This is a genomic window from Kitasatospora sp. NPDC001095 (genome assembly GCF_053598615.1).
Map to the genome: position 1 here is coordinate 50,501 of NZ_JBSFKQ010000011.1, position 21,600 is coordinate 72,100.

At 69.8% G+C, this 21,600-nt stretch carries 20 protein-coding genes and 1 pseudogene; 6 read left to right on the top strand and 15 right to left on the bottom strand.

Translation table 11 applies throughout. The features are described 5' to 3' along the window. Positions 1–102 precede the first annotated feature (102 nt). Complete coding sequence (locus tag ACWDBB_RS12910) at positions 103–1,803, bottom strand: chitinase (RefSeq protein ID WP_449789601.1); 1,701 nt, start codon at positions 1,801–1,803, stop codon at positions 103–105. Positions 1,804–2,003: 200 nt separating this feature from the next. Between ACWDBB_RS12910 and ACWDBB_RS12915 the strand changes: the two genes are divergently transcribed. Further along, positions 2,004–5,243, top strand: a complete 3,240-nt coding sequence (locus tag ACWDBB_RS12915) for a S41 family peptidase (RefSeq protein WP_449789602.1) — start codon at positions 2,004–2,006, stop codon at positions 5,241–5,243. Positions 5,244–5,252: 9 nt separating this feature from the next. On the opposite strand, the gene ACWDBB_RS12920 is transcribed toward ACWDBB_RS12915, so the two are convergent. Beyond that, positions 5,253–5,465, bottom strand: coding sequence for a hypothetical protein (locus ACWDBB_RS12920; RefSeq protein ID WP_449789603.1), 213 nt, complete (start codon positions 5,463–5,465; stop codon positions 5,253–5,255). 189 nt (positions 5,466–5,654) lie between these two features. Between ACWDBB_RS12920 and ACWDBB_RS12925 the strand changes: the two genes are divergently transcribed. The 3 genes from ACWDBB_RS12925 (at position 5,655) to ACWDBB_RS12935 (ending at position 8,282) form a co-directional block, all read left to right on the top strand. Beyond that, a complete protein-coding gene (locus tag ACWDBB_RS12925) occupies positions 5,655–6,461 on the top strand; it encodes a phosphoribosyl-dephospho-CoA transferase MdcG domain-containing protein (protein ID WP_449789604.1) in 807 nt (268 codons plus the stop codon). Positions 6,462–6,604: 143 nt separating this feature from the next. Then, entirely contained in the window at positions 6,605–7,144 is a 540-nt protein-coding gene (locus ACWDBB_RS12930; protein ID WP_449789605.1) for a carboxymuconolactone decarboxylase family protein, read from the top strand. A gap of 154 nt (positions 7,145–7,298) precedes the next feature. Beyond that, on the top strand, positions 7,299–8,282 hold the full coding sequence (locus ACWDBB_RS12935; protein WP_449789606.1) for a hypothetical protein: 984 nt from the start codon (positions 7,299–7,301) through the stop codon (positions 8,280–8,282). 69 nt (positions 8,283–8,351) lie between these two features. Here ACWDBB_RS12935 and ACWDBB_RS12940 read toward each other — a convergent pair. Together ACWDBB_RS12940 and ACWDBB_RS12945 are read right to left on the bottom strand one after the other, a co-directional pair. Then, positions 8,352–10,037, bottom strand: a pseudogene (locus ACWDBB_RS12940) (phosphocholine-specific phospholipase C); the annotation flags it as partial. 324 nt (positions 10,038–10,361) lie between these two features. Continuing rightward, complete coding sequence (locus ACWDBB_RS12945; RefSeq protein WP_449789607.1) at positions 10,362–10,820, bottom strand: hypothetical protein; 459 nt, start codon at positions 10,818–10,820, stop codon at positions 10,362–10,364. A 159-nt stretch (positions 10,821–10,979) separates the two neighbouring features. Here ACWDBB_RS12945 and ACWDBB_RS12950 point away from each other — a divergent pair, with 159 nt between their 5' ends. Further along, a complete protein-coding gene (locus tag ACWDBB_RS12950) occupies positions 10,980–11,237 on the top strand; it encodes a GntR family transcriptional regulator (RefSeq protein WP_449789608.1) in 258 nt (85 codons plus the stop codon). A 138-nt stretch (positions 11,238–11,375) separates the two neighbouring features. On the opposite strand, the gene ACWDBB_RS12955 is transcribed toward ACWDBB_RS12950, so the two are convergent. The 7 genes from ACWDBB_RS12955 to ACWDBB_RS12985 form a co-directional block, all read right to left on the bottom strand. Continuing rightward, complete coding sequence (locus ACWDBB_RS12955; RefSeq protein WP_449789609.1) at positions 11,376–12,269, bottom strand: JmjC domain-containing protein; 894 nt, start codon at positions 12,267–12,269, stop codon at positions 11,376–11,378. A gap of 14 nt (positions 12,270–12,283) precedes the next feature. Next, positions 12,284–12,649, bottom strand: a complete 366-nt coding sequence (locus tag ACWDBB_RS12960; protein ID WP_449789610.1) for a hypothetical protein — start codon at positions 12,647–12,649, stop codon at positions 12,284–12,286. A gap of 214 nt (positions 12,650–12,863) precedes the next feature. Then, the gene (locus ACWDBB_RS12965) at positions 12,864–13,103 is read right to left on the bottom strand and encodes a DUF397 domain-containing protein (RefSeq protein WP_449789611.1); all 240 of its coding nucleotides are present in this window, start codon (positions 13,101–13,103) and stop codon (positions 12,864–12,866) included. Between the two features lie 414 nt (positions 13,104–13,517). Next, complete coding sequence (locus ACWDBB_RS12970; RefSeq protein WP_449789612.1) at positions 13,518–13,775, bottom strand: hypothetical protein; 258 nt, start codon at positions 13,773–13,775, stop codon at positions 13,518–13,520. 487 nt (positions 13,776–14,262) lie between these two features. Next, positions 14,263–14,538 (bottom strand): hypothetical protein, encoded by a 276-nt coding sequence (locus ACWDBB_RS12975; RefSeq protein ID WP_449789613.1) that lies wholly within the window; start codon positions 14,536–14,538, stop codon positions 14,263–14,265. Beyond that, entirely contained in the window at positions 14,535–14,813 is a 279-nt protein-coding gene (locus ACWDBB_RS12980) for a DUF7848 domain-containing protein (protein WP_449789614.1), read from the bottom strand. Before ACWDBB_RS12980 ends, ACWDBB_RS12975 begins: the two co-directional genes overlap by 4 nt. Then, positions 14,810–15,298 (bottom strand): hypothetical protein, encoded by a 489-nt coding sequence (locus ACWDBB_RS12985; RefSeq protein ID WP_449789615.1) that lies wholly within the window; start codon positions 15,296–15,298, stop codon positions 14,810–14,812. Before ACWDBB_RS12985 ends, ACWDBB_RS12980 begins: the two co-directional genes overlap by 4 nt. Positions 15,299–16,786: 1,488 nt before the next feature. Here ACWDBB_RS12985 and ACWDBB_RS12990 point away from each other — a divergent pair. Then, positions 16,787–17,299, top strand: coding sequence for a GNAT family N-acetyltransferase (locus ACWDBB_RS12990; RefSeq protein WP_449789616.1), 513 nt, complete (start codon positions 16,787–16,789; stop codon positions 17,297–17,299). Between the two features lie 52 nt (positions 17,300–17,351). Here the strand turns inward: ACWDBB_RS12990 and ACWDBB_RS12995 are convergent, their stop codons facing one another. The 4 genes from ACWDBB_RS12995 to ACWDBB_RS13010 all read right to left on the bottom strand — a co-directional run bounded on the left by ACWDBB_RS12995 (position 17,352) and on the right by ACWDBB_RS13010 (position 21,597). Then, complete coding sequence (locus ACWDBB_RS12995; protein ID WP_449789617.1) at positions 17,352–17,654, bottom strand: hypothetical protein; 303 nt, start codon at positions 17,652–17,654, stop codon at positions 17,352–17,354. Further along, entirely contained in the window at positions 17,651–18,091 is a 441-nt protein-coding gene (locus ACWDBB_RS13000; RefSeq protein ID WP_449789618.1) for a hypothetical protein, read from the bottom strand. The genes ACWDBB_RS12995 and ACWDBB_RS13000 overlap by 4 nt, the downstream gene beginning before the upstream one ends. 399 nt (positions 18,092–18,490) lie before the next feature. Continuing rightward, on the bottom strand, positions 18,491–19,306 hold the full coding sequence (locus ACWDBB_RS13005) for a sigma-70 family RNA polymerase sigma factor (protein WP_449789619.1): 816 nt from the start codon (positions 19,304–19,306) through the stop codon (positions 18,491–18,493). Positions 19,307–19,749: 443 nt separating this feature from the next. Beyond that, a complete protein-coding gene (locus ACWDBB_RS13010; protein ID WP_449789620.1) occupies positions 19,750–21,597 on the bottom strand; it encodes a DNA polymerase in 1,848 nt (615 codons plus the stop codon). Between the last annotated feature and the right edge of the window lie 3 nt (positions 21,598–21,600).

The window sequence follows — 21,600 nt, forward strand, 5'->3', positions numbered from 1 at the left end:
CTCACACCGGTGTCAGGTTCAAGCACGGCCCCGCGGGCGATCGGGGCCGGCGGCCCGTCGGATCGGCCGCTCAACGGCTCAGTGGCTCAACGGCTCAGTGGCTCAACGGCCGAAGTAGCCGTTGAAGTTCCTGGAGAACTCCTGGCCGCCGAACCGGTCCCAGTTGATCGACCAGGTCATCAGTCCGCGCAGGTTCGGCTGGGCGCCCGAACGCGGCACGTAAGTACCGCAGTTGGCCAGCCTGGTGAGGCAGTCGAGCGCCTTGTTCACCTCGGCCGGGGCGATGTAGCCGTTGCCCGCGTTGGTGGTGGCCGGCATGCCGATGGCCACCTTGGAGGCGGGCAGCGGCGGGAACACGTTGTTCGCGCTGCCGGCCACCGGGAAGCCCTTGAGCAGCATGTCGGTCATCGCGACGTGGAAGTCGGCGCCGCCCATCGAGTGGTACTGGTTGTCCAGGCCCATGATGGAGCCGGAGTTGTAGTCCTGGACGTGCAGCAGGGTGAGGTCGTCGCGCAGCGCGTGGATGACCGGCAGGTACGCCCCGGCGCGCGGGTCCTGGCCGCCCCAGGGGCCGGATCCGTAGTACTGGTAGCCAAGTTGGACGAAGAAGGTCTCCGGCGCCATGGTCAGCACGAAGCCCGGGCCGTACTTGGCCTTGAGGGTCTTCAGCGCGGAGATCAGGTTGACGATGACCGGGGTGGTCGGGTTCCTGAAGTCGGTGTCACCGGTGTTGAGGGAGAGCGAGTGCCCCTCGAAGTCGATGTCCAGGCCGTCCAGGCCCCACTTGTCGATGATCGCCGAGACCGAGCTGACGAATGTGTCCCGGGCGGCGGCGGTGGTCAGCTGGACCTGGCCGTTCTGGCCACCGATGGAGATCAGCACCTTCTTGCCCTGGGCCCGCTTGGCGGCGATGGCGGCCTTGAACTCGTCGTCCGACTCGACGGTCGGGCACTCGGTGGCCGGGCAGCGGTTGAAGCGGATGTCGCCGGAGGTGACGGAGGTGGGCTCGCCGAAGGACAGGTCGATCAAGTCCCAGGAGTTCGGGACGTCGGCCATCCGGGTGTAGCCGGCGCCGTTGGCGAAGCTCGCGTGCAGGTAGCCGACCAGGGCGTGGCTGCCGGCGGGCGGGCTGGTGGGCGTGCCGGTCGGGGTGCCCGTCGGAGTCCCGGTCGGCGTCGCGGTCGGCGAGGGGGTGCCGGTGGGCGTCGCGGTCGGCGAGACGGTGGCGGTCGGGGAGGCGGTAGCGGTCGGTGTGGGCGTCGGACTGGGCGCGCCCGGGCCGTCCAGCGAGATGTCGTCCGCGTAGTAGGTGCCCTGCCCGTACCAGCCGTGGGTGTACACGGTGGCGCTGGTCTGGTTGGCCCCGGTGGTGAAGCTGACGCTGAGCTTCTGGTACGAGCCGCCGGTGCCCGGCGTCCAGGTGCTCGGGCCGCCGCCGTCCACGCCCAGGTAGACGTACGAGCCGTTGACGAAGGCGCTGAGCGTGTAGGTGGTGTTCGGGGCGACGGTGACGGTCTGGGCGCACTGGGCCGTGTCGCCGGCCGTGGCGCCCGCGGCGAGCGCGCGACCGCCCCCGTGCACGGGGGCGGTGACGACGCTGCCGGAGTCGCCGGTGCAGCTCCAGGGGCCGAGCGAGCCGGACTCGAAGCCGCCGTTGACCAGGAACTCGCCGGCCGAGGCGGCGGGCGCCAGGCCCAGCGTGACGCCGACCAGGGCGGCCGCGGCGACGGCGGAGGCGGTACCGGCGGCGAGGGCCGCGCGGCGGCCCCTGACCGGGGTCTTGGGCATGGGTGTTCTGCGCATGCGGGTGCTCCTGCGATGGCGCGGTCGTGGGGGACGTCCGAGGGCACGCCGGAGCACGCGCCAGTGGGGGGAACGGCCCGGCCTGGCACCCAAGTTGGACTAGACCACTGAAGTGGATTCGACAGGGCGGTGTCAATGGTCCAGACCGGTTCCCGACTTCTCCGGTTGCCGGGGGTGACACCCCGTCGAAGGATGGAGGGGTGACCCCGCCCGGCTACCTCCGCTACCCCCACCTCCACGGCGGCCTGCTCACCTTCACCGCCGAGGACGACGTCTGGATCGCCCCGCTGGACGCCGACGGCGCCGGCGCCGGTCGGGCCTGGCGGGTCGGCTGCGACCGCACCCGGGTCAGCCACCCCCGCTTCTCCCCCGACGGCACCACCCTCGCCTGGACCAGCTGGTTCGGCCTGACCCCCGAGGTGTGGACCGCCCCGGTCGAGGGCGGCCAGGCGAGCCGGCTCAGCTTCTGGGGCAGCCACGACACCCGGGTGCGCGGCTGGCTGCCGGACGGCGAGGTGCTGGCCGTCACCTCCTACCACGAGCCCTTCGGCCACTACACCTGGGCGCACGCCCTGCCGCCGGACGGCTCCCCCGGCCGCCGGATGCCCTGGGGGCCGGTCGGCGACGCCCAGATGAGCCGCGAGCGGACCGTGCTGCTCACCGGCGCCGCCCCGCACGAGCCGGCCGCCTGGAAGCGCTACCGCGGCGGCGCCACCGGCCGGCTCTGGGTGGACGGCGAGCGGATCCTGCCCGAGCACACCGGGCACCTCGCCGCACCGATGCCGGTCACCGGAGCGCTCGGCAGCCGGATCGCCTTCCTCTCCGACCACGAGGGCATCGGCAACATCTACTCCTGCCGCCCGGACGGGACCGACCTGCGCCGGCACACCGACCACGCCTCCTACTACGCCCGCGAGGCCGCCACCGACGGCACCCGGATCGTCTACCAGCACGCCGGCGACCTCTGGCTGCTGGACGGCCTGGACGCCCCCGCCCCGCACCGGCTGCACGTCCCGCTCGGCGGCGCCCGGGCCGGCCGCCGCCCGTACCAGGTCAACACCGCCGGCCAGGTCAAGGACCTCGCCTGCGACCAGACCGGCCGGGCCGGGGTGATCACCGTGCGCGGCAGCCAGTACTGGCTCACCCACAAGGACGGTCCGGCCCGCGCGCTCGCCGACACCCCCGGGGTGCGCACCCGGCTGCCGGTGGTGCTCGGGCACACCGGCGAGGCGGCCTGGATCACCGACGCCGAGGGAGCCGACGCGATCGAGGTGGTGCCGCTGCCCGGCCACGCCGGGCCGCCGGGCCACCAGGGCTCGGACCGGCACCACCACCGGCTGCTCGCCGCCGGCCGGATCGGCCGCGTCCTGGAGCTCACCGCCTCCCCCGACGGCAGCCGGCTCGCCGTCGCCACCTCGGACGGGCGGCTGCTGCTGCTCTCCGCCGCCGACGGCGAGGTCCGCGAGGTGGCCGCCTCCGGCTACGGACCGGTCTCCAGCGCCCGCTTCTCCCCCGACTCGCACTGGATCGCCTGGTCCGAGCCGGTCGCCGGGCGCTCGCTGCGCCGCATCCGGCTCACCCGCGCCGACACGCCCGCGGGGACCACCGACGTCACCGACGGCCGGTTCGAGGACGAGCAGCCGGTGTTCACCCGGGACGGCCGCTACCTGGCCTTCCTGTCCTGGCGCGGCTTCGACCCGGTCCACGACGTGCACACCGGCGACCTCTCCTTCCCGGTCGGCTGCCGCCCGTACCTCGTGTCGCTCGCCGTCGACACCCCCTCACCGTTCGCCGCCCCGGCCGAGGACGGCGCCCCGCTCGGCGACGGCGGCGGCGACGGCACCGTCCGGGTCGACCCGGAGGGCATCGGCGAGCGGCTGCTCCAGTTCCCGGTGATCACCTCCAAGTACTCGGCCACCGACGCGGTGCGCGGCGGCCTGGTCTGGCTGCGCTGGCCGATCTCCGGCACCCTCGGACAGACCTTCGCCAGCCCGGAGGACACCTCGGGGCGCCCCTCGCTGGAGCACTTCGACCTCGTCCGGGGCACCCGCAGCACCCTGGTCGACAAGCTGGACGGCTACGCCGTCTCCGGGGACGGCGGCTCGATCGCGGTCTACTCGGCCGGGGCGCTGCGGGTGATCCCGGTCGCCGCCCCCGCCGCCGGCACCACCGTCGACCTGCGCCGGATCACCCACACCGTGCACCCGGCCGCCGAGTGGCGCCAGGCGTACCACGAGGCGGCCCGGATCGTCCGGGACCAGTTCTGGGACGAGCGGATGTCCGGCCTGGACTGGCCCGCGCTGGTCGCCCAGTACGAGCCGCTGCTGGACCGGGTCTGCACCCCCGACGACTTCGCCGACCTGCTGCGCGAACTCCTCGGCGAGCTCGGCACCTCGCACGCCTACGTCACCCCGTCCCGGCGCGCCGAGGGCCCCGTCCTCGCCCAGCAGCCGCTCGGCCTGCTCGGCGCCAACACCCGCCGGTCCCCCGACGGCCGCTGGCTGGTCCACCGGGTGCTGCCCGGCGAGACCTCCGACCCGCGCGCCCGCGCCCCGCTGGCCGCCCAGGGCGTCCGGGACGGCGACGAGATCCTGGAGGTCGGCGGCCGCCCGGTGGACCCGGTGCGCGGACCGCTGCCGCTGCTGGCCGGCACCGGCGGCAGCACCCTGGAACTGGCCCTGCGCGGCGGCCCGGACGGCCCGGTGCGGCGGATCGTGGTCACCCCGCTGACCGACGAGCGGCCCATCCGCTACCAGAACTGGGTGGCCAGACGGCGCTCCCTGGTCCGGGAGTACAGCGACGGGCGGTGCGGCTACCTGCACATCCCGGACCTCGGCGGCTCCGGCTGGGCGCAGTTCAACCGGGACCTGCGGCGCGAGCTGGACAAGCCCGCACTGGTCCTGGACGTGCGCGGCAACGCCGGCGGCAACGTCTCCGAACTGGTGCTGGAGAAGCTCTCCCGGCACGTCCTGGCCTGGGACTTCAGCCGGGGCCGCCACCCGGTGCGCTGGCCCCGGCACGCACCGCGCGGACCGCTGGTGGCGCTGGCCGACGAGGCCACCAGCTCGGACGGCGACGTGATCATCGCGGCGATCAAGCTGCTCGGGCTCGGCCCGGTGATCGGCACCCGCACCTGGGGCGGGGTGGTCGGGATGAGCGGGCGGCACACCCTCGGCGACGGCACCCAGATCTCGGTGCCGAAGAACGCCTCCTGGTTCGGCGGCGGCCTCGGCTGGTCCGTGGAGAACCAGGGCGTCGAGCCGGACGTGCACGTGCTGCGCACCCCGCGCGACTGGGCGCGGGGGCGCCACCCGGAACTGGTCACCGCCGTCCAGCTGGCTCTGGAGCTGCTGGAAGACGTGCCCGCCGCGGCGCCCCCGCCGGAGTCCACGCCCCGGCCTGACCTGCGGCGCCCGCCGCTGCCGCCCCGTACGGGCTGAGTCCGGGGCTCAGTCCCAGGGGTCGCCCTCGGAGGTCATGTTCTCGGCGGCGCGCCGGTCGGCCTCCTCCTGGGCGAGCTTCTCCTGCTGGTTCCGGGTGCGCTCGACGTCATTGGTGTACGCGTCGGCGGCCTCGTCGTGGGCGAGGGCGGCACGCTGGGCGGCCTCCTGCCCGGCGGACTCGTGCTGCGACCGGTGGAACAACCTCTCGAAGATGCCCATGACTCCTCCAAAGGGAATGGACGGAAAGTCTGATGACCGGGCTGCCCCCACTCTCACACCGGGTGCCCACGGGCGCACCTTGAGCCTTTGGTCCCTGGTGGACGCGCCCAAGGGCCGTAGCCGGGGGCCGCCGGCCGGGCGCAGATTGGGGCCGTCGGCGAAAATCGACGCCACCCTCTGGAGCCCGCTGTGACCGTCGTACACCCCGGAAGCCACGCCCGGCGCACCGCCGAGGACCCGCACGACGGACCGCGCCGGCGGGTCGGTCCGCTGGCCGCCCTGGACGGCCGGCTGCCCGGCACCCACGACCTGCTGCTGATGCAGTGCCCCAGCTCGCTGCGGCCCCTCGCCGGCGGCGAGCTGCCGGACTGGGCGCGGGCGGTGCTGCGGGCGCACCCCTGGGTCACGGTCGGCCGGGCGCCCGCCGTGGTCGGCAACCCGGCCGACCTGCCGCACCCCCAGCGCTGCACCCGGGACCCGGAGGCGGCGCCCGAGCTGTGGTTCCCGGTGACCGTGCGCGGCCCGCGCCCCGGACAGCGGATGGACGCGCTGGCCCCCTGGGCGGCGGTGGCCAGGACGCTGCGGCCCGAGCAGCTCGCCGGACGGCGCGAGCGGCTGGCCCCCGAGCGGCTGGCCGCCGTCCCGGCGCTGGCCCTGCTGCCGGAGGTCGGCCGGCTGGTGGCGGACCACCGGCTCCCCTGGGGGCCGATCGGCGCGGTCGGCTACGAGCTGGGCAGCGGGGTGCCGGTGGCGGGGCCGCTCAGCCCGCTGCGGCTGGTGCTGCGCTCCCCGCAGCCGATCAGCCGGCGCGACGCCCTGCAGCTGCGGCGGGCGCTGACCAAGCTGCCGGTGCCCGTGCAGGCCGAGCTGGAGACCCGGCACGGCGCGGTCCAACTGGCCGAGTACGCCTCCGGTGCCCACAGCCTGACCCTGCTGGCCTCCGACGGGCCCCGGGAGGTCCACGACCCCTGGTTCCCCCGGGGGCCTTTCGCCTGAGCGCCCGGACCGGCGGGGCCGGCAGGGCAGGCAGAACCTGCCGGTCGCTCCCGTCCGATCAGGGCAATCTCGGAGTTGGCGGCCCGGCCCGGCGCTCGTGAGGATGGAGCGCCGTCCGTCCTGCCCAGCCGAAGGAGCACACCGTGCCGCACATCGCCATCGACAACGGACTTCCGGGGATCAGCGGCCTGTTGACGCTGCGTCCGGACACCGCCGCCCCACTGGGCATGCTGGCCGACGCGCTGCTGCGGGCCCCGGCCCCGATGAGCCGGGGCGAGCGCGAGCTGGTCGCCGCGTACGTCTCCCACCTCAACGGCACCCGCTTCTGCGAGGGGGCCCACAGCGCCTTCGCCGCGGCGCAGTTGGACGGCGGCGAGGACCTGGTGAAGGCGGCCCTGGCCGACCTCTCGTCCGCGCCGCTCCCGGAGCGGATGCGGGCCCTGCTGCGGATCGCGGCGCAGGTGCAGGCGCAGGCCGCGCCGGTCTCGCCGGAGGCGGTGGCGGCCGCCCGCGCGGCCGGCGCCGGTGACACCGAGATCCACGACACCGTGCTGATCGCCGCCGCGTTCTGCATGTACAACCGGTACGTCGACTGCCTGGCCACCGACCTCCCCGCGGACCCGGGCTACTACGCCGAGGGAGCGAAGCGGATCGTCGACTCCGGCTACAGCAACGGGAACTGATCCCAGGAAACCCGGCGGATCGGGCGGCGCCGTCCTCGGACGGCGCCGCCCGAGCGCGTTCCGACACGGCACGACAGAAGAAGCGGCCGACCGGCCGCACCGCCAGGATGTCAGCCGTCGAGCACCGGGCCCCCTGCCGAATCGAGGCTCCGCCATGAGTACTTTCGCGTCCGGCCGGCCGAACACGCCGGCCGATCCCACCCCGCGTCAACTCGCTTCCCGAACCTCGCTGTTCGTCACCGGGGACTTCCCCCGGCGGCGCTGGCTCACCCTGCTGCTCAGTACCGCCGGCGGACTGCTGCTGGCGTACGCCTGGAACGCGAAGCTGGTCGACGACGAGATCGGCTTCAGCAGCGCCGACGCCCTGCTCGGGCACGACGCCCACGGCACGCCGATCACCGGAGTGCTCTCCGGCATCCTGTTCGCCTTCGTCTCCGGACTGGCCGGCTCGTTCACCGCCTGCAACATCGCGGCCTTCGGCGCGGTCGGCCCGCTGGTCGGGCAGACGCCCTCGCTGCGCGGCAGGCTGCTGCACGTCGCCCGGCCACTGGGGTGGATCTTCGCCGGCATGGCGCCGGTCTCCGCCGCCTACGGGGCGCTGGTCGGCCTCGTCGGCACGCACATGCCGCAGTTCTCGACGGCCGCGGCCAAGGGCCTGACGCCCCGGTCCATCCAGTCGATGGTGACCTTCGGCCTGATCGGGCTCGTGATGATCGTGCTCGGCCTGGCCGCCGTCGGCCTGGTCCGGGACCCGCTGGCCGGCCTCTCCCGCCGCTTCCCGAACGCGCCGCTGGTGCTCGTCGGCGCGCTGATCGGCGGCTTCCTGGTGGGCCGGCCGTACCCGCTCTTCCGCGACCTGTTCCGGCACGCCGCCGACAGCCACAACCCGGTCTACGGCGCCGGCGCGTTCCTCCTGCAGTCGATCGGCAACATCGCGGTCATGGCGCTGCTGTTCGTGCTGCTCACCTACACGGCGGGCGGGCGGCTGCAGCGCCGGCTGGCGGCCGGGCCCGCCCGGATCAGCGTGCTGACCGCGGCGGCCTTCCTGGTCGCCGGGGTCTTCACCGTCGTCTACTGGGACGTGCGGATCCTGGGCCGGCTCGGCTACATCTGGTTCCCGCCCTCCCCCTGGTCCTGAGGCCGGCGGCAGAACCGCCGCGGGCCCCGACCACCGGTGAGCGGTCGGGGCCCGCGACGCCGGGAGCGGTCAGCCGGTGACGCTCGGCGCGCCCGTCTCCAGGTGGCCGGTGAACCGCTGGGACCAGCTGCTGTCGGCGTCCACCGTGACGGTGAAGTCGTACCAGCCGTTGGTGTGAGCCACCGCGTTGAAGAAGTCGTCGACGCTGCCGCCGGCCGGGACCTGGTACGTCCAGGGGCCGTCCGTCCGGTAGTTGTTCGAGGCGATGGTGAAGGTCATCGGCGTGCTGCCCGAGTTGGCGAGCTTGAACCAGAGCGCGAGCTTGTCCGTCCCCGGCTCGACCGCGTACGAGGCGGTGACGGCCGCGCTCTTGCCCGCCTTGGTGAGGTCGCCGGTGAAGCGGCGCAGGAAGCGGTTCGGGCCGACGACGGTCAGGTCGTACTTGCCGCTGCCGAAGCCGTTGGTGCCGCAGTTGAAGAAGTCGGTGGCGGGGCTGCCGGAGTCGACGGTGTACTGCCAGGGGCCGCCGCCGCGGTAGGCGTTGGCGTAGGCCGCGAAGTGCGCGGCGCGGGCGGCGCCTTCGTTGGACATCTTCACCCAGACGTGCATGACACCACTGGCGTCGGCGTCCCAGTGGTCCAGGTTGGCGTTCGGCTGGTACGGCAGGGCGCGCGCCGGGCGGGTGCCGGGCTCCTGCACCGGCAGCTGGTTGTTCACCGGGGCCGGGTTGGGCAGCGGGCCGCAGGCGGACAGGCCGATGGTCTGCGAGGTGTCGGGCAGCGCGGGCAGGCCGTACACCGGGTTGGCGAAGTCGAACACGCTGGTCAGGTCGCCGCAGACCTTGCGGCGCCAGTCGCTGATGTTCGGGCAGGTGGCGGGCTTGCCGAGGGCGGCCGTCCAGACCTCCAGGAAGCGCAGCACCGAGGTGTGGTCGAAGGTCTCGGAGTTGACCCAGCCGCCGCGGGTCCAGGGCGAGACGGCGATCAGCGGGACGCGGAAGCCGAGGCCGATGTTGGTGCCGTTGTAGAACTCGCCGGGGGTGCCGGCCGGGGCGGCCGGCGGCGGGACGTGGTCGAAGAAGCCGTCGTTCTCGTCGTAGTTGAGGAACAGGACGGTCGAGTCGAAGACGTTCGGGTCCGCGTTGAGCGCGTCGATCACCATGTGGACGAAGTGCGCGCCGTCGGCCGGGGTGGCGTACGGGTGCTCGGAGGAGGCCTGGTCGGCGACGATCCAGGAGACCTGCGGGAGGGTGCCGGCCAGCACGTCGGCCTTGATCGCGGCGGCGATGTCGTCCGGGGTCCGCCCGGTGGCCTTGGGCACCGAGCCCATGCCCTTGACGGCCAGCGGGCTGCCGGCCGCGGCGCCCGTGAAGTTGCTGAAGTACGCCAGGGCGTTGTCGCCGTAGTTGTCGGCGGCGTTCTGGTAGACCTTCCAGCTGACGCCCGCGCTCTCCAGCGCCTCGGCGTAGGTCTGCCAGCGCAGGCCCTTCTCGTCGCCGCCGTCGTAGGCCGGGCCGCCGGCGGCGCCGGCCGGGTCGATCTGGCCGGACCAGTGGTAGGTGCGGTTGGGGCCGGTCGCGCTCAGTACGGAGCAGTGGTAGGCGTCGCAGATGGTCCAGTTCTCGGCCAGCGCGTAGTGGAACGGGATGTCCTGGCGGGTGAGGAAGCCGAGCGTGCGGACGTTGCCCTTGGCGGCGACCCAGGAGTCCAGCTTGCCGCCGTTCCACGCCTTGTGCTGGTCGGACCAGCCGTGCGCCTGCTCCCGTAACTCGTAGCATACGCCCCCGTTCCTGACTTGAGCTCAGACAGCAAAAAAGCCCCGCCCGGAGAGGTTCCGGACGGGGCTGGGGGGTCTACTCGCTGACGATTCGGTGGTGCGGTACTGCCCAACAGTCCCGGGACCAGAAGCGGTCTACGCCGTCGGTCCATGGTTGGCGATCGTTGGCCGCACGGGGATCGTAGCGGGCCTTGTAGCGGTCAGGGGTGAGGATCTGCCACCCTTCCCGCTCGCACTTCCGTAGGCCCCGCGTGTTGCCCCGGCGGGTGCCGTCGGGCATGGTCCGGATGGATACGCGGGGCATCACGCCACCGCCCCGGAGAGGGTGTGAGGGACACCGGTCGTGATGCTGTCGAGCCAGTGTGAGGGGTCGGGCAAATCAAGGGCGGCGGCGAACAGCGCGGCCCTGCGCTTCCGCTGGTCGTTCGCGTCCCGGGCAAGTTCAGCCTTGACGATGGCTGCCCATTGCTCCGCCATGCCTTCCGCCTGACGCTGCCGGATCACTTCCTGCTGCTCAGGGGTCATGTTCGCGAACGCGATGATGTGCGGGCGGACCAGGGGGCCCGGGCAGTACTGCACGGTCTCGCGCAGATCGAGCAGTGACACGGGGCGGGTCGGGGCGCAGATGACCCGCTTCGGCACGGTGAGCTGTACGGGTTCGGTAGGTCCGCAGGTCACCAGGGCGGGGCGGCGATGCTGGCCGCGCGCCGGCAGGCAGAGAACCAGGACACGGCGTATGAGCGTGACGATAGAATGATGCATGTCGGACAGCTCCTTGAAAGCTGGTCGGCTTCACCCCCGGCAGCCGGGCCTAATCGGCTTCCGGGGGTTCTTTCATGGTTGACGGTACTCAACCTGTCCATACCTGTCCATGGGTATCCGGGGCTATGCCTGGTTAGCCCTCGCGGCTACGGTCGGGGGGTGTACGAGTTCAGCCCGTCCCGCCCGAAGTGGGAACAAATCTCAGAGACGATCACCACGCGCATTGCGGCTGGTGAGCTTCGGCCGGACGACAAGCTGTCCGAGGTGGAGATGGCCGCGGAATTCGGCGTGGACCGGAAGACCGTCCGGAAGGCGATTGCCTCGCTGCGGGATGCTCGCCGCGTGGTCACCCGTAAGGGCATGGGCAGCTTCGTGACGCACCCCGAAGCATGCGACCAGGCCGAGGGAGACGAGTAGGCCCCGCCCGTCGGGGTGCGGGTGCATCCGACGAGCGGGGCCGAGGGCGCGGGGTAGGCAATGACTCGTTCCGCGTTCTTCTAGGTCAGATTTGACTGCCTACGTGAACTACGAGACGCCCGCGCCCGGCTACCGACCCTACCGGACGGGTTTTGACACCAGGACCGCCCGGACTACCTCCGCCACCTCCGACGTATCGGCACGCGTCAGGAACTCGACCAACGTCGACCGCACGCCGTCCAGCGTGCCCGGCAGGTTCTTGGGGGTCAGCCGCTCCGGCGCTACGCCGGTGCGGAATTCCCGTTCCTCCAGGGCGGTGGCGACCAGCGCTTCAGCGAGGTCCAGCACCGTACGTTCACGCAGGGCGAAGGTCAGGTGGAAGGACGTTTCCTGCCCGGTCGTGTTGTGCGGGCTGTGCACCCATCCCCGGGGAAGGACCAGCGTGTCACCGGGCCCGAGTTCGTATTCCGCGTAGGGCTCGGTGGTGTCCCACCGCTCTTGCATCTCCGGTGTCCACATGACGGGCGAGTCCAGGTAGTCATCCGTCGGAAGCTCGACCTCGGGACGCCAAACCGGCCAAACCTTGCGGCCGTGCATCTGTGTGACGACAGCCGTGAACTGGTCCCAGTGGTGCCGGAGTCCCTGTCCACCCGGAGGAGTGACGATCCCGGAGACGTACAGGGTGTATCCGGTCTCGGCGCGGATCTCGCGGCACAGCTCGGCGAGGTACGGCACCCGGGCTTGTAGGTGCCGCAGGTTGACCGTGTGTCCGGCCTCGACCAAACCCCGGAGCCGGCCAGGGCGCATCTCGCCGCCTTGCGAGAACTGTCCCGGATGGACGGCCTTCCCGTCCTTCACGGCGGCCGTGACCGCGGGGTCCGTGAGCCCGTGATCGATGTACGTCCCGATGAGCGGGAGCGTGATCCGGTCGTCCAGCTCAGACCCCTTGCGGCGGTAGATCGCCGGTTCGGTCGGGCAAGCGCGCAGCAGTGTTTCGGCTGCCTCGGGGCCGACCAGGGTTGCGAGTGCCATGCACTCTTCTCCGATCATGAAGGGGGAAGCGGACAGGGAAGGTTGGCAAGGTGCCGGTTCGGACACACGATCACGGACGCACTGAACATCCGCTCTCCCGGCATGTAGTGCATCCACACCACGTCCGTGCCGTTGGTCAGTGCAGCCGTCGCGTACTCGACCTTGGCGGAAAGCCCCGGGTGGATCGGGCGGCCGTCCGACAGAGGGGCCGGGGGGTGGCGCTCGTACTTGCCGGCCAACCACTCCGCCGCTTCCTTCGGTTCTCGCCACGTCTGGTCGGCGAGGTACGACGGTCGGCGCAGCAGCCAGTGCCCCGTACGCATCGGTGGAACCGTCCGCTGTTCGAACGGGATGTGCGCTTCCTGCTCGGAGCCCTTCATTGCGGACACCATCGTGTGCCATGCCGCGTCGAACGGGGCTGGCCGTCGAAGGTACTCACTGTGGTACGTCTCGGGCCTACCGATCCACGGACCGTAGCCGTGGAAGTGAGCGAGTTCTGTCACGGGTTATCCTCCACGGATCGGGGGACGCTGGTCTGACTGAGATTCAGACCAGCGTCCCCCGTGTGATTCAGCGGTACGTCGGCCTAGAGCGTCAGGCCGCCGCGCCCCGGACGACGGCGATCAGGTCGCCGAGGGCGTCCAGCTCGGCACCGGTGAACCGCAGGAGCGGCGAGTCGTCGCCGAGCTTGCTGTCACCGAGGGCGAAGGCGTCCGCCGCGCCCGGGATGGCGCCGAGGGTCGCGCAGGTCTCGCTCTCGCTGTCCAGGTTGCCGCCGCACGCCTTGACCAGCTCCAGGCCCTCGGTGGGCAAGTCGTACAGGTTGGGCTTCATGTTCCCCTCCACGGGGTGATCGGTTGTCCGGCCGATCGGGTGACCGGCCGGGTTTTGCGCCCCGCTCTATACGGCATGGACCTCAGCCAGTTCGGAGCGGGAGTCGTTGGAGCCGGCCCCTCCCGGAGTGTTTCTGTCAGAACATCCGGCGGGGACCGGCGTACGCACCGGGACTCCGAGCCCGGAGCGCAACCCGGCACAAGCGGCCCCTACCGCGTGCACCGGGAGCTGGGGCCCGTCCCGAGTGTCCGGCGTGACCAGTTCGCCGCCCCGGGACGGGGGTTTCCGGTGTGGGCCCAGGACATCCCACGGCCGGAGATTGGGGCCCGCTCGGGCCACGGCCCTAGGGGGACTGCACGTCGCCCGGGGAGGGGCAGCCGCGCACACGTGGTCAGAGCGGGCAGTCTGTTGGGGCTAGCCGGTAGCGGCTTTGGCATCCCGGTTCGCCCTGTGCCGTTCCCACCTGAGCCGTTGCGCTGCTCGGCGGTCACGGATGTTGACACCCCACCGGGCGAAGCGGACCCGCAACCAGTCGTCCGTGTGCCCGAGTTCGCGGGCGAGCTTGATCATGGACGCGCCAGCCTCGTACCGCGCGATCAGGTCCTCACGGGCCTTGCCGGTCGGCTCTTCAGCGGTGTGTGGTCTTCGCGTAATCGGAACGGGCAGCAGCATCGTGATTCCTCGGGTGGTGAAGCGGGGCCCCGCCCTGGTCGTCCGTGCCGTCCACTCGTCACGTCACCAGGGCGGGGGTTGTGCTTCCCGGCGGGACACAGTTTTCCGCCGGGGTCTTGGGGAGTCGCCCCGGCCCTATCGGGGGACCGGACCGGGGCGACCGGTGCGCATCGCTCCCCTGCGCACCCTTCCGCCGGATGGGACCGGCGGGTGAGCCCGGAGCACCGGGGGTAGGTGAGTGCTCCGGGAGATCAGATGGACGGCGAACGCCCGCGCTGTCGGACCAGCAGCCCGTACCAGGGGCGGAGCTGGATGGTCTTGTGGAACCTTCTGGCGTACCGCCAGTAGTGCAAGCCGCACACGATCAGGATCGTGTGGCGCCCGATCGCCGGTACCGCCGTGACGTCCTGCGTCGTGCCGCAGGGCACGCACACGCCCACTTCCCAGCGCAGGCCATCCGGTATCGGCGGTGTCTCGGTCCCCATGCTCACCGGACAACCCGTTCCCGCCGAGCCTCCCGGCACAGCATCGAACCACGCCGTTGTGCGGCCCGCACGCGGGCGTGCGCCCGTCTTCGCCGCCACCACGATTCCCAGTCACCCCCGTACGCGATGCCGAGCCCGGCGACCGCCAGGGCGACGAACAACCAGACGCCACGACGGTTACCTTGCGGGTCGCACGCACCTAGGACGGCCACCAGGGCGGCCGGGGCGAGGGCGACGACGACCGCCAGGGCACCGGTCATCGTCGTTTTCCGCGTCATGCCGGTTCCTCCTGTGGGAACATGATCAACGGCCGGTAGGAAAGTTCGCCGTATGAGCGGTGCTCGGGGTGTCGCTTCGCGTGCTCGAACGGGAAGCCCTGCGCGGTCTCCAACTCCGAGCACTCGCCCGAGTCCGCGCCGCACGGACGCCCGTCGTCGTCCTCGCCCTCGCAGAAGACCAGGTATGCCGGCTTGCGGTCGAAGTCCGGTCCGAGCCGCCACACCACGTACCGAAAAGTGCGGCGTCCGCCGCGGAGAAACGGGTTCTCCGTCATCCGACCCTCGCCGCGCGGTGTCGTGCCGTAGTCCACGCAGCCTCGGCCCGGAGCTTGTCGGACAGATCGGCCGCGCGTACGCCCTCGGGGTCCACGGGCCACGGCTCTCCGCCCGCCGGCGGGCGGAGCAACCATCGGCCGGTGTCGTCCAGTCCGCGAAACTCGCCGACCTTGTCGGCCCCGATGTCGTGCACCAGGTCACCCATGACCGGCGCCCACATGTGGGTGACGGTCCCGGGCTCCGCGGACTCCTCCGCGGCGATGGCGGCGACCCCGGCACGGAGTACGACCGCGAGCCGTGCCGCCGTCTCCGGGGACACCCCGCCGAGCTGGACCAGGAACTCGGTCCGACCCCGGACCGGTAGTTCCACGCCGAGCAAGGGCAGAACCACCCCGGCCAACTGGGACGCTTCCTGCAACTCGGCGAGGGCCAACACCGCCGCCTTGTGTTCGGTGCTGGGCAGGTCGTCAAGCAGGGATCTCACAGTGCCACCCCTTCGTCTCCCTGACACCGCCTATGAGGCAGGCGGCGTGCCACGCCGAGCGGTCAGAGCGGTCCGCTCTCTGCCCGGCGTGCCTATCCAGTGAACGACCCACGCACCAGGGGCGGTAAGGAAAAACTTGCCACTCGCTACGCGCCAGCAACCGGAAAACTTGAGACTTTCTTTACCCTTCTTTCCCCACCGACAGTTACGACAGAGCTACGTTGAGCGCGTGGGAGACAACGTCGCACTCCGCCGGGCCATCGCAGCGTTGGGCATTGGCCACGCTGAGTTAGCCCATCGGATCAATCAACACACTGAGTCCGTATCAGGTCGGTATGGGAGCTGCACTGAGCGCACCGTGCACAACTGGGTGTCAGGCAGGACCAGATGGCCCAACGCCAAACAGCGCGCCGGACTAGAGGCAGTATTCGACTGCTCGGCCGAGTTACTTGGCTTCATCCCACGGGGCCAGCGCCCCGCGTCGCCACCGGAGGAACCTGTGCGACGCCGTACCTTCATCACGTCCGGACCAGCCACCGCAGCGACGGTCGCTGTTCCGATGCTCGCCAGTTGCCGCACGGTCGGACTTGCTGACGTCGAACGGGCCCGCGCCGGACTACAGACCTTGGATGCTCTCGACGACCACCAGGGCGGACACGGCGCCCTAGAACGTGCCGCCCTAGTGGGTGCCCAACAAGCCATCGACTTGCAGCAGAATGGCACTGCCAGCGAACGAGTACGTCAGCGTTTGTTCGGCGTTGCCGCTGCGTACACCGCTACTGCGGCGTGGTCTTGCATCGACAGCCGCACGTTCGAACGGGCACGGCAACACCTAGACAGATGTACAACGCTCGCCGGCCTCGCCCGGGACTCGACCGCGCAACTCCGAGTGTGGAACTCCGTTGCGATCCTTGCCAACAGTCAGGGGAAGTACGGGGATGCGGTAGCTGCCGCGCGAGCCGCGCAGGCAACGCGAATCACTCGCCGTGACCCACTTTTTGCATCCATGGCGCATGCGCGCGTCGCCGTCGCGCTTGCGAACCTGGGAGATCGCCAGGCCGCTTTGCGGTCGATCGGGCTCGCGGGTGAGTCACTGGCGCGGGCCACGGCACAGCACCGACCCACCTGGGCGGCGTTCTACGGGCCAGCAGAGCTGCACGTGTTGACTGCGATCGTCTACGAGCGACTAGGCAACGCCGAGCGAGCCGAGAGCGCGTCACACCAGGCGTTGGGTGCACTACCACCACAGTTCCGCCGGAACCGAGCACTTGCCACGGCTCGGCTCGCACTTGCGCAGGTTCGCCAAGGCGACGCTGAACTCGCCACGGATACCGCCACAAGCGTCATCAGCTTGATGGGTGGCGCCTCGCTATCCGGCCGGATTCGGACCGTTCTCGGCGACTTCCACCGGGAGCTTCTGACCCTTTCCGCGACCACCCCCAGTGCGCGAGAGTGGGTGGACCGCTTCCGAACTGAATGGAGCCGACCATGATCGAAATGCGGCACTACCGGCACGGCGCGCTACCCGAAGGGTTCCGGCAGCTGCTGATTGACGTGCATGCTGACGCCTACGCGGCCGAGATGAGTGATCCGTTCGTTCGGCGCTTCCCTTGGTTCGTTGATCACTGGACAGGCCTTGACGGCTTCGCATGTGTAGTGGGGTTCGACGCCGGAGAACCAGTCGGATTCGCCTACGGCGCGCCAGCGAAGACCGGCCGGGAGTGGTGGCGAGAGCACGTCGACCCGGCGCCGGAACGGGACTCCACGTTCTCATTCTCTGAGCTGATGGTGCGCCCACGGTGGCGAAAGACCGGGGCCGCCGAGCGTCTGCACGCCGCGCTGTTGGCGGAGCGCACCGAGGCTTTGGTGGTGCTTCTGGTCGACCCGGACCACCCGAAGGTTCGAGCGCTGTACGAGTCATGGGGCTACCGCCAAGTGGGCAACCGACAGCCCTTCCCGGACGCACCCCGATATGCGGTGATGCTGCGAGACCTTCCGTAGCATCGCCCCGAGGCCCCGCCACCCCTCCCCGGAGTGGCGGGGTCTGCTGTTGCTACGCGGCGAGGGCCAGAAGCTCGACCACCAGGGCGCGGGTCGACCATGCCCCCGAGATGTAGATCAGGTGGGTCGGGACCGGTTCCGCAGGCGTCCGGTCAACCAGGTACAGGCCCCACGCGGGACCGCCGACCCGACACAGGGGCAGCCGGCGGACTCGGATGCCGTACCGCTCGGTGATGGCGTGCCGCCGGAGGACGGCACCGAGCCGGAAGGCTGCCGACCAGGCGTCGTCTTCGTCGTCGCGCGATGCCACGAACGACGTCACGAACTCCGCATTCGCCGTCGCCCTGGCGGTCATGCTGCCACCCCCAGCTCCGGGCGGCCGGGGCGGTGCTGCCCCGAGTCACACACTGTCCACGGCACGTCGTGCGGGCGCCACAGCCCCGAGTCCGCATCATGCCGCCACTCGACCAGGCCGACCAGTCCGCGGCTGATCGTCTCCCGTGCGATCAGCCGGAATCCGGCGTACCTCACCACGCCTTCGAGCAGTCGTGCCACCATTCCCCCCTCGGTCTCAAGAATCGCGGGCAGGTCCTCGCACCTGCGGACTCGCGTGACGGGCAGCAGCGCTGCGGGGCCCGTGCACACCTCCCAGGCACCGGCTCCGCCATGGTTACGCGGAGTTACGTAGATCGTGGGCTGGACCTGCCATTCCTTGCGGTGTGTGACCATTTGCTCACCATAGAACACTCGTTCGAGCAACGGAAGGGGGTATTCCGACTTCGTCACGGACATGATCAACCTGGTGCACCCCCTGCGCTGTAGGACTCTGACCAGCAGGAAAGGTTGCGCTCTGGATCAAGGAATCTTCAACAAGTTTTCAAAAGCGGACCAACATGCACATGCAAAAAGCCCCCACCTGAAGAGGTGGGGGCATATAACGCTGCGTCAGTTCCTAGGCAAACCGACACGCCGCATGCTGACAGTCTGTGACCGGCCTGAGGATCTACGCGGAAGCCTGAGACCCACCTGTGAGCCGGCCGGGGAGGCTTCGGAGCGGTAGCCCGGTGATCCTGCGACCGGTCACCGTGCGGACCACCGTGGCGACGGTCTCGCCGTTGCTGTCCCGAAGGTGCATGTCCAGCACGTTGCCTCGCCGCGCGATCTCGACCGTTCCGCCGTCCGCCGTGGGGATCACCACTGTGTCGCCCCCGCGGTGTACAGCTCGGCGAAGCGCTTCCCGCCCTTGGTCCTCGCCTGCTGCACCTGATACGGCGTCATGTCCATCTCGGCAGCCAGCTCGGCATCATCCTCGGCGACCCGGTACAGCGGGACGGGCGAGATTCCGTGTCCCGCCTTGAGTACGGTTCGTTGCCGGTCCGAGAGCCGCCCGAGGGCGCGGTGCACCTGGTCGCGGATCACTGCCTGTCGCCGGTTCTCGATGTCCCGCGGCTCGACCAGGTCGGCCGGGACACCGATCTCCTCTGCCAGCTTGACTGCGAGGGTGCGCGGTTCGCCTTCGTCGTCCGTGCCGGCTGGTGCCGACAGGTAGTCGAGCCCCTGCCACGAAAGCCGTGCTGCGTAGGCGAGTTCGGGACTCATCCGGCGGGCACCCATGACGTCGTCCTGCGTGGCGATGTGTTCCGCGGCGTACGGGTCGCCCCCGGCATGCCGAAGCGCGTTCTCAAAATCCTTCGCAGCACTCGGGGAAAGCCCTTCGAACATCTCAGCCCGTCGCGCGTCGGATATCGTCTTGTCGATCGTCCGGCGTATGTATGCGGCGAACTGCTCCACCGTTCCGCCTTCGAACCGGCCGATTGCCCGCCAGACTGCTACCCGGCCATCCTGTGCAAGGTCTTCCGCTCGGGTCGCACAGTATTCGCCCTGGTGCTTTGCATAGTAGTGGGCGGCACCCGTGACCAGGCTTTCGGTTTCCCGGACTATGGCCGTGATGGCGTCAAGGTCGTTCGCCTTTGCGGCGGTGATCTGATCTTCGGTGAGGTTGAGCATAGGTTGCCACTCCGTTGGCTCGGGATCTCTGATGCGTTGGGAGCGCATGGAATTCCCGGAACGGAGCTGAAAAAGGGCAGACTTATCCCCTGGTCACCTTTCGTTGGATTGGAAAAGGGCATAAAAAAGCCCCGTCCCGGGTTAGCAGGACGGGGCTTGCGCATTTGCTCGGTCGCTGCGATGCAAATGAATCTAGAAATTGAATCCGACAGCGACAATGCATATGAACTTGGACAAAGTACTCACATACCAGGACATAGGTCCCGGATTGCACCCCCGAGTGTGATCTTTCGTTACTGTGGGCCAGATCGTTACCGGATGTGTAACGCAGAGTCCCAGAAGTGGCGCTGCAAGCCACCGAAGGGCCCCAAAAGTAAGGCCACCGTTATCGATTGGTGCACAACCATTACGGCCCTTCGATGGTCGTGGCGAGGCTTGACAGATCAGTAGTCAGAGCCGTACAGGCTCCCCCATGACCGGCGGCCTATCTCCGCCTCGCCTTCAATCGGCACCCCGTACAGGGGCCACGTCATACACCGCTCGATCTCGCGGGCGACGTCCTCGGCCTCGCCGGCCGGGGCCGACAAAAGGACCTCATCGTGAATAGGGAGGCGCAACAGATCAAGCAATCCGGCAGCCTCGATATTCAGAAGCGACTGCCCGAGGACATCACGGGCCGCACTTTGACACATATAATTCGTTACGGCGTACGTTCTATCGCGGTCTAGCGGAAGCCTTCGACCGGTTACCGAAATGGACACCATCCCGGTTTCAAAAGCCTCTCGCTGCCACCTGCGGGCCGCACGCTTGATCTCCGGGTAAAGGCGGTCGTAGGCCCTGATAGCCCGCTGTACGTCCTCGATCGGGACGCCGCTTTGCCTACTGATCGTCGCCGCCCCGCCGCCGTAAACCTTTCCGAGCCCGGTACTCTTGGAAAGCTTCCGCTGTTTCGGGGTGAACCCCTCACCGAAAAGGATGCTCGCGGTGAAGTCGTGCAGGTCTCGACCTTGCGAAATCGCACGCTTCATGGCCTTGATATCCGCCAACGCGGCGAGTACGCGGAGTTCAACTGCCTTGAAATCACAGCTGATTACCACGTGGCCTTCGTCTGCGAGCAGACAGCGCCGGATCATCTGGTCCGAACTCGGGAGTGTCTGGAGTGCGGGCCGCGTGATCGACATGCGGCCGGTGCGGGCTTGCAAGCTGTTGATGAACGGGTGGACCCTGCCCTCGGCGTCGACCGAGTCCAGGAACGTCCTGGTGTACGCCTGCCTCCACTTCCCCGCCCGCTTGGACTTGAGCACCGCGGCGGCGAGCGGGTTCGGGGTCCGGGTGCCGAGCGGTTCGCCCTGTAGCGACAGATCCGCGAGGGCATGCAGGACGGCCTTGTCGACCCGGAGTTGCCCGCCGGCTGTTCGCTCGGTCAGTACCTCCCCCATGCCCAACAGTGCCTCGGACAACTGGGCGGTCGAGTTGACGTTGTCGACGCCGTACCGGACCGCGCGAGCCGCGAACTCCGCGGCGTCGGCGCCGAGCTGGTCGTCAAGGGACCTGGTGTACTCGGTGTCCAGCACCAGGCCCGTGCGCTGCATCACGGCGCAGATGCGCGCTATCTCGTGCTCGTACGGGACGAGTGCGGGCCGAACCTCCAGCCGGGCAAGTTCCCGCCGTAGGACCGTCTCCAGTCGGGCGGTCAGGATGACGTCCAGCCCGGCGTACAGGAGGTAAGTCGGGTCTTCCAGCGGGATACCGGCCCACCCGGTTTCTTTGGTCAGCCCGTGGCTTCGGAATACCGCATTGAGCCCGGCCTGTGTATCCGGCGCCGCGGGGTCGATCCAATATGCGGAAAGGGGTTTGAGCCCTACCCCAATTCCGCCCTCTTGGGGCTGCCTCGGGTCAATCAGGGCCGCAAGTAGGCGGGTGTCTGTGGTCTTCGGCGCGAGGTCTTCCAGCGGGATACCGGCGTGCCTGTCGATCACCAACCAGTCGAACGGAGCGTTGTGAATCAGGAGGTTCGGAATCCGGGGAATGATCTCCCGCACGAAGCCTTCGAAGTGCCCGCCCTTTTCGTACGGGATCACCCATGCTTCGTGGGAGTTGCCGAATTGGACGGTCCGGATTCGGTAGCCGACGGAAAAAATACCGAGACCTGTTGTCTCGGTGTCCAGGGCGATAGGGCCTCGGTGCCTGACTTCGTGAACCCAGTCCCAGAATTGCTGTAGGTCCTTAAGGTCCTCGGGGACTCGGATGGTGACCGTTTCTCCGGCCACCTGGTGTCGGAATGTCTGCATAAC

Bases quoted from the DNA above. Each gene is read 5' to 3' on its own strand.
- ACWDBB_RS12910 (WP_449789601.1), bottom strand. From the start codon at position 1,803: ATGCGCAGAACACCCATGCCCAAGACCCCGGTCAGGGGCCGCCGCGCG.
- ACWDBB_RS12920 (WP_449789603.1), bottom strand. From the start codon at position 5,465: ATGGGCATCTTCGAGAGGTTGTTCCACCGGTCGCAGCACGAGTCCGCC.
- ACWDBB_RS12935 (WP_449789606.1), top strand. From the start codon at position 7,299: ATGAGTACTTTCGCGTCCGGCCGGCCGAACACGCCGGCCGATCCCACC.
- ACWDBB_RS12945 (WP_449789607.1), bottom strand. From the start codon at position 10,820: ATGCATCATTCTATCGTCACGCTCATACGCCGTGTCCTGGTTCTCTGC.
- ACWDBB_RS12955 (WP_449789609.1), bottom strand. From the start codon at position 12,269: ATGGCACTCGCAACCCTGGTCGGCCCCGAGGCAGCCGAAACACTGCTG.
- ACWDBB_RS12960 (WP_449789610.1), bottom strand. From the start codon at position 12,649: ATGAAGGGCTCCGAGCAGGAAGCGCACATCCCGTTCGAACAGCGGACG.
- ACWDBB_RS12965 (WP_449789611.1), bottom strand. From the start codon at position 13,103: ATGAAGCCCAACCTGTACGACTTGCCCACCGAGGGCCTGGAGCTGGTC.
- ACWDBB_RS12970 (WP_449789612.1), bottom strand. From the start codon at position 13,775: ATGCTGCTGCCCGTTCCGATTACGCGAAGACCACACACCGCTGAAGAG.
- ACWDBB_RS12975 (WP_449789613.1), bottom strand. From the start codon at position 14,538: ATGACGCGGAAAACGACGATGACCGGTGCCCTGGCGGTCGTCGTCGCC.
- ACWDBB_RS12980 (WP_449789614.1), bottom strand. From the start codon at position 14,813: ATGACGGAGAACCCGTTTCTCCGCGGCGGACGCCGCACTTTTCGGTAC.
- ACWDBB_RS12990 (WP_449789616.1), top strand. From the start codon at position 16,787: ATGATCGAAATGCGGCACTACCGGCACGGCGCGCTACCCGAAGGGTTC.
- ACWDBB_RS12995 (WP_449789617.1), bottom strand. From the start codon at position 17,654: ATGACCGCCAGGGCGACGGCGAATGCGGAGTTCGTGACGTCGTTCGTG.
- ACWDBB_RS13000 (WP_449789618.1), bottom strand. From the start codon at position 18,091: ATGTCCGTGACGAAGTCGGAATACCCCCTTCCGTTGCTCGAACGAGTG.
- ACWDBB_RS13005 (WP_449789619.1), bottom strand. From the start codon at position 19,306: ATGCTCAACCTCACCGAAGATCAGATCACCGCCGCAAAGGCGAACGAC.
- ACWDBB_RS13010 (WP_449789620.1), bottom strand. From the start codon at position 21,597: ATGCAGACATTCCGACACCAGGTGGCCGGAGAAACGGTCACCATCCGA.